This window comes from Cryptocyanus atlanticus LEGE 06306, assembly GCF_056633155.1.
Map to the genome: position 1 here is coordinate 49626 of NZ_JBSJOZ010000014.1, position 6082 is coordinate 55707.

A 6082-nucleotide genomic window follows, 5' to 3' on the forward strand; every position below is an offset into this window, starting at 1 on the left:
TCAGGGCGGGCGTACCGGTGCCGGGAGCGGAGCCCGCACCGGCGGGGCGCACACCCGGGCTGCGGGGGGCATCGGCGGCCGTCCGGGGTGCAGGCACTGGGTTCGGCGGGCGTGACGGCGATCCTACGCACCGCACCCGGCGACTCCGGCAGCCGTCCTTCCCGTCGCTTTCTAGGCTGTTCGGGTGAGCGATCGACCCGTCCCCCCCGGATCCATCCCCGGCCCGAATCCCCGGCCCGAATCCGCCGGCCAGCTGCTGGATCAGCTGCTGGAGTCCCTGCTGCGGGACTTTGAGTTCTGGTTTGAGCGCGGATTGGTGCTCCTGGAGCACTGTCCCGACGCGCTCCAGACGGAGGCGGATCGCCGGGCCCTGGCCGAGCAACTGAGAACGGCCCGTCTGGAGATCGTGGCCGCCCGCAGCCTCCGGGCCGCGGCTCCGGTGAGCATGGCCCTCGAGATGGAGGCCATGGCCCCCTGGCACTGGCTGGTGATGCGGGTCTGGGCGCTCTCCGCGAAGCTTCGGCAGGCTGGAGTGGCTCTGCCGGAGCTGCCGATTCCCCCCCCTCCGTGACCACCCCTCCACCCGTGCCGACACGATCGGCTTCCGCTGCGCCCCAGCGTCGCGATGTGGCCATCGCCTACCTGCTCTGGCTGGGGGGGCTGTTCCTGATCTGCGGGCTGCAGCGCTTTTACACCCGCCGGCCCCTGAGCGGCACCCTCTGGCTCTTCACCTTCGGCCTCTGCGGCGTGGGTCAGCTGGTGGATCTGTTCCTGGTCCCGGAGCTGGTCACCCTGGCCAACCGGAACCAGCCGCTGCTGGAGCCGGCCCCGCCGCTGGATCGCCAGCTGCTTCTGCTGGCCCGCCGGTCAGGGTCCGCCGGCTTCACCTACAACGACGCCCTGCTCGATTGCCAGTTGGAGAACGGGACCCCCCGGGACCGGGTCCGCCAGGAGATCGAGCGGTTGCTCCAGGAGGATCTTCTTCACGTCGGCAACGACGAGCGTGGCCGCGTTGTCTACCGCGAGCCCTGAGGCCCGCGCCCGTCGTCAGCTCAAGGCGCCGTCGATCCCGCCGAGCGGGGAGGCCTCCTTCTCCCGCAGGATCCGCTGGTAGAACCGCTGCAGGTCCACGGCGCTCTTGGCCGGTTGGCCGTAGGCGCTGTTGCCGCAGAGCATCGGAAAGGAGGCCCACTCGGGGGCGAGCCGGGCCATGGTCTCCGCATCGAGGCCCTGGCGATCCACCGCCTCCAGGGCGCCGCGCTGGTCGACCAGGTAGAGGGCGGCCTGGTCCTGGTTGGCCGGACCAAAGCCCCGCAGGTGAAGCCGGCGGGAGGCGGCTTCCCAGGTGGCGGGGAGGAACTGGTAGGCCCCGGCCGCCGCGCTGGCATAGCGCCGCACCACCACAGTGTCGGGGTGTCGCTCCAGGCTGGCGAAGCGGCCCCCGCCGTAGAGCGTGCGATAGCCCTCGGCGCGCCCGTCGGCCCAGGTGCCCTCCGCATAGCGGATGGTGGCCAGCAGGGCCCGGCGCCGGGGGGTGAGGGCGTAGGTGGCCGCGCTGGCGGCCGGAGGGGTTGCGGCGGTGGCGCTCCGGCCCGGCTGCCCCCCGGTGGGTCCGGCGGCGGCCTGGCTGGTGCCGCCGGAGGGCTGCTGGCCGCTGGCCACCAGCAGGGGCAGGACGATCAGGGTGGGGGTCCACCAACGCATGGGGCGCATCAGTCGAAATACTTACGAGAGTGTGAAGACTCACGAAGTGCTTCCGGTCGATCCGTCTGACCGTCCTGGACAAATGGGCCACCATGTGCGTAGTCCCGCACGCCTCAGCCGAGACTCAGGTGCCAGTGGGGCAGGATCCAGTCGGTGCCAGCCCGCACCGCCCTCGGCGCGCCAGCCTCCCTGGCGCCGCCCCCGGCCGGGGCCGGGCCGTTGACCGATCAGCGCCGCTGATCTCCCCGGGCGCTGGGATCAGTGTGGGCTCAGGAATCCCATGGCCCGCCGGACCCGCTCCAGCGTCAGCTGGGCCACGGCCGTCGCCCGCTCCCGTCCGTCGCGCAGCACGCTCTCCAGATGGCCCGGCTCCGCCCGCAGGGCCCCATAGCGCTCCTGCAGCGGTCGCAGCGCCTCCACGGTCGCCTCCGCCAGCAGCGGTTTGAACTGGCCCCATCCCATGGCGGCGCATTCGCGGCTCACGGCCTCCCGGCTGGAGCCGCTCAGCAGGGCGTAGAGCCCGAGCAGGTTGTCGGCTTCGGGCCGTTCGGGATTGCCGAACTCGAGGCCCCGCTGGGGATCGGTCTTGGCCCGTTTGATCTTGCGCACGATCAGCTCGGGGGGATCGAGCAGCTGGATGCGGGACGCCTCGTTGGGGTCGCTCTTGCTCATCTTGCTGCGGCCGTCGGTCAGGCTCATCACCCGGGCCCCGGCGGCGAGGATCAGGGGCTCCGGCACCTTCAGCAGTGGGCTCTCCTCCGGGGCGAAGCGGGCGTTGATCCGCTGCTGGGCGATGTCGCGGGCCAATTCGAGGTGCTGTTTCTGGTCCTCCCCCACCGGCACCAGGTCGGCGTCATAAAGAAGGATGTCGGCGGCCATCAGCACCGGATAGTCCAGCAGGCCCACCGACACGTTCTCGCCCTGCCTGCGGGCCTTCTCCTTGAACTGGATCATCCGCTCCAGCCAGTTGAGCGGGGTGACGCAGTTCAGCAGCCAGGTGAGCTCGCTGTGGGCCGATACCTGGCTCTGCACGAAGACGCTGGAGCGGCTGGGGTCGATGCCGCTGGCCAGATAGAGGGCGGCGGTGCGGCGGGTGCTTTCGGCCAGCAGCGCCGGATCGTGGGGGACGGTGATGGCGTGCAGATCCACCACGCAGAAGAAGGGGTCGTGGGTGTCCTGCAGGTCGACCCAGTTGCGGATGGCCCCGAGCCAGTTGCCCAGGTGCAGGGAGCCCGTGGGCTGAACACCGGAGAGAACCCGGGGCCGCGGGCTCACGGCTGGCTCTCGCTCTCGGTGGCCGGGGCTTCACCCTCCGAGATCACCACCTCCACCAGGGCGGCGTCGGCGTCGGGGTCGACGCCCTCGGCGGCGGGCGGTGCCGGGCTGGCGGGTTCCGGGCTGGCGGGTTCCGGAGCGGAGAGCGGCGGACGGCTCGGCCGGGCGAAGGGGTCGACCGGCCTGGGCCTGCGGTCATCGCGGCCCCCGCCGCCGGCGTTCCGGCGAACCCGCCCACCCTCCCGCGGGGTGTCACCGCGGGGCGCGGCCTGGGACCGCTGGCTGGCCACCAGCCCATCGAGCTGTCCCTGCTCCAGCAACTGGGCGATCGTGCGGATCGAGAAGCCGAGGGCCGCCACGGGGGAGCGCAGCTGAAAGGCCTCCTGCACGGCCTGGGCGGCCCTCATCTCGTGATCACTCAGGCGGATGCGGAAGCCGCCGCTGTCGCGCTCCCGTCCTCCCTTCCGGCCGGTCTCCCGGCCTTCGGGGGTGGGGGGGGGCGGGTCGGACTGCGGGTCCGGGTGAGGCTCTCCTGGGAGGGGAGCGGCTGCGCTGTTCTCGTCGGCCATCGCCGGAGCCTTCAATCAGGGGGCAAGTGTGCCGCATCAATGCCGCCCGAGGCGACCAGCCAGTGGAGCTCATGGTCGCCTCGGTCACCGCCGCCACGGGCCAGCACGATCAGGGGCAATGGCTTGGGGCCGCTCGCCTCGATCCGCACGCGGTACTGCCCCAGCAGGTCCAGATAGGTTTCCAGGGTCCAGCCGTGGTGGCCCCGCTCCCGGGCCTCCCAGTGGCGCCGCAGGGCCGCCCGGCAGGCCTGGGGTCCGAATTCCTCCCAGCAGCGGGCTTCGGCGGCCAGGACGCCCAGTCCCGCCCGGCGCCAGTGGCGGAAGCGCTCCAGTTCCGGGGCCGCCGCGGTGGCGTCGGGGGGCAGCCGCTGGGCCAGCCGCTCCACCGGCACCGATTCCAGCCGCAGCCAGCAACGGTTCAGCAGCAGCACCGGCAGCTCCCCGTCCCAGCGCTCCCGTCGCTGCTGCTGCTCGAGGGCGCCGGCCAACTGCCCTTGCTGGCGGGGGGTGAGGCTGGGCAGGTAGCGGGCGTGCGGACCTGCCCATGGCCCGTGGAAGGGAGATCTGGGCACGGAAGGACTCGCCACGGACGGGTCAGGGGAGGCCTGTCCAGGCTGCCGTGGATCCGCCCCCTGCGGCGCCGCGGTGGCCACACCGGCACGAACGGATCGCCCCCGCGCCGCCCCGCGGCTGGGCAGCCCCGGTCGGCTGAGCTAGAGATGCACTGCTTCCGGCCGCGGTGCACGCTGTTGACGACCCCCGCCGATCCGAGCCCCACCGCCAGCGGAGTGGGTCTGGGGCCGATCCGGCTGGGGGTCCTGCCCTGGAAGCCGCTGGCCCTGGTGCTGGCCGGTGGCTGGGTGCTGGGCGACAGCCTGCACGGACCCTGGTCCGGGGCGTTGACCGTGGCGGGGGCGGCCGGTCTCTGGTGGTGGCTGGGTCGGGGCCAGCGCACGATCCGTCCCCGCCTCCCCTCCTCCTGGAGCGGCTGGATCAGCCGCTGCGACACCCTGCTCAGCCAGTTCGAACGCCTGGAGCCGCCGGCTGAGGCTTCGGAGGTCCGCGCCACCCAGCTGGCGCGGCGGACCCGGCTCGAGCAGCTGCGGCTGCGGGAGGGGCGGGAGCGGATCGAGGTGGGCCTCGCCGGCGTCTCCATGCCGCCGCAGACACTCCGGCCGGCCCTGCTGGAGGCCCTGCGCGGTCCCCGGAGCCTTCATCTGCACTGGGGTCATCCCCTGCCCGCCGCCAGTGCCGGCTGGTGCTGGCCCCAGCCGTTCGTGCAGTGCGACCTGCTGCTGGTCTGGCTGGAGGCTCCGCTGGGGGCCGCTGAGCTGCGCTGGCTGGACACCCTGCCGGAGCGCCAGTGGGTGGCCCTGCTGGTGCGGCTGGAGGCGGGGCCGACGCGGGACCTCCGGGACCGGGAGATCCGCGCCCAGCTGCCCGTCCGACTGGTCCCGCACCTGCACGTCTGGTCCGGCGGCCCCGAAGCCCTGACCCAGGCCCTGGCTCCGCTGGGCGGGCAGCTCCGCCAGGCGGGCCGTCAGACCCGGATCCAGACGGAGCTGCGCTGTCTGGAGGCCCTGCACGGCGAGTGGCAGGGCCAGCTGGAAGCGCTGCGGCGCGAGCGCTGGCGCGGTCAGCTGCAGCGCACCCAGTGGCTTGTGGCGGCCGGCGTCTTCGCGGCTCCCCTGCCCAGTGTCGATCTGCTGGTGCTGGCAGTGGCCAACGGTCTCCTGCTCCAGGAGATGGCCCGGCTCTGGGAGTGCCCCTGGGGCCCCGACCAGCTGCGGGAGGCGGCCACGGAGCTCGCCCGGGCGGCCCTGGCGCTGGGGATCACCGAGTGGACCAGCCAGTCTCTGCTGGCCCTGATGCGCCTCGAGGGCAGCGCCTGGCTGGTGGGGGGAGCCCTGCAGGCGCTCAGCGCCGCCTATCTCACCCGGGTGGTGGGCCATGCCATGGCCGATGTGCTGGCCCTCTCCAGCGGCGTGGCCCAGGCGGATCTGGCCGAGCTGCGCCGCCAGGCCCCCCTGCTGGTGGCGCGGGCGGCAGACCAGGAGAAGCTGAACTGGGGCGGATTCGTCGCCCAGGGTCGGCAGTGGCTGCTGGAGCAGGCGAGGCCGGGCGAACCGGGTGCGGGAGCCGCGCTTGACACAGCTTCATGACAATGTCATGAACAGCTTCATGATGAAGGCTGAAGCGACGCAACGTTTCGTCTGATCGGTCGGCTTGCAAACGTCTCGTCCCTAGCGTTATGGGGTCGAAACCTGTGTCTGCACCTCTGGAGTGCGCCTGGCATGGAGTTCTCGATGTTCATCCCGTCCTCATACCTCCAATGACCACGGCCGTTCGCAGCGGACGCTCTGGCTCCTGGGAAAGTTTCTGTCAGTGGGTCACCTCCACCGACAACCGCATCTATGTCGGTTGGTTCGGTGTGCTGATGATCCCCTGCCTCCTGGCAGCCACGATCTGCTTCATCATCGCCTTCATCGCCGCTCCCCCCGTCGACATCGACGGCATCCGCGAGCCCGTCGCAG

Annotated in this window: 7 protein-coding genes and 1 pseudogene; 4 read left to right on the plus strand and 4 right to left on the minus strand. The window is 72.2% G+C overall.

Annotated elements, in window-relative coordinates; genetic code table 11:
* The first annotated feature begins 184 nt into the window (after nt 1-184).
* A complete protein-coding gene (locus ACWJI7_RS12560; RefSeq protein WP_479938337.1) occupies nt 185-571 on the plus strand; it encodes a DUF2605 family protein in 387 nt (128 codons plus the stop codon).
* On the plus strand, nt 568-1032 hold the full coding sequence (locus tag ACWJI7_RS12565) for a TM2 domain-containing protein (RefSeq protein ID WP_479938339.1): 465 nt from the start codon (nt 568-570) through the stop codon (nt 1030-1032). Before ACWJI7_RS12560 ends, ACWJI7_RS12565 begins: the two co-directional genes overlap by 4 nt.
* Nucleotides 1033-1047: 15 nt before the next feature.
* On the opposite strand, the gene ACWJI7_RS12570 is transcribed toward ACWJI7_RS12565, so the two are convergent.
* From ACWJI7_RS12570 to ACWJI7_RS12585, 4 genes are all read right to left on the minus strand, one after another.
* Nucleotides 1048-1713, minus strand: a complete 666-nt coding sequence (locus ACWJI7_RS12570) for a glycoside hydrolase family 24 protein (protein WP_479938341.1) — start codon at nt 1711-1713, stop codon at nt 1048-1050.
* Nucleotides 1714-1962: 249 nt separating this feature from the next.
* Nucleotides 1963-2979, minus strand: coding sequence for a tryptophan--tRNA ligase (gene trpS, locus ACWJI7_RS12575; protein WP_479938343.1), 1017 nt, complete (start codon nt 2977-2979; stop codon nt 1963-1965).
* Complete coding sequence (locus tag ACWJI7_RS12580) at nt 2976-3386, minus strand: hypothetical protein (RefSeq protein WP_479938345.1); 411 nt, start codon at nt 3384-3386, stop codon at nt 2976-2978. Before ACWJI7_RS12580 ends, trpS begins: the two co-directional genes overlap by 4 nt.
* A gap of 173 nt (nt 3387-3559) precedes the next feature.
* Entirely contained in the window at nt 3560-4120 is a 561-nt protein-coding gene (locus ACWJI7_RS12585) for a hypothetical protein (protein WP_479938347.1), read from the minus strand.
* A 177-nt stretch (nt 4121-4297) separates the two neighbouring features.
* On the opposite strand from ACWJI7_RS12585, the gene ACWJI7_RS12590 reads away from it, so the two are divergent.
* Nucleotides 4298-5710, plus strand: a complete 1413-nt coding sequence (locus ACWJI7_RS12590) for a DUF697 domain-containing protein (RefSeq protein WP_479938349.1) — start codon at nt 4298-4300, stop codon at nt 5708-5710.
* A 170-nt stretch (nt 5711-5880) separates the two neighbouring features.
* Nucleotides 5881-6082 (plus strand): annotated as a pseudogene (locus tag ACWJI7_RS12595) (photosystem II q(b) protein); the annotation flags it as partial.

Bases quoted from the DNA above. Each gene is read 5' to 3' on its own strand.
- ACWJI7_RS12580 (WP_479938345.1), bottom strand. From the start codon at position 3,386: ATGAGGGCCGCCCAGGCCGTGCAGGAGGCCTTTCAGCTGCGCTCCCCC.
- ACWJI7_RS12570 (WP_479938341.1), bottom strand. From the start codon at position 1,713: ATGCGCCCCATGCGTTGGTGGACCCCCACCCTGATCGTCCTGCCCCTG.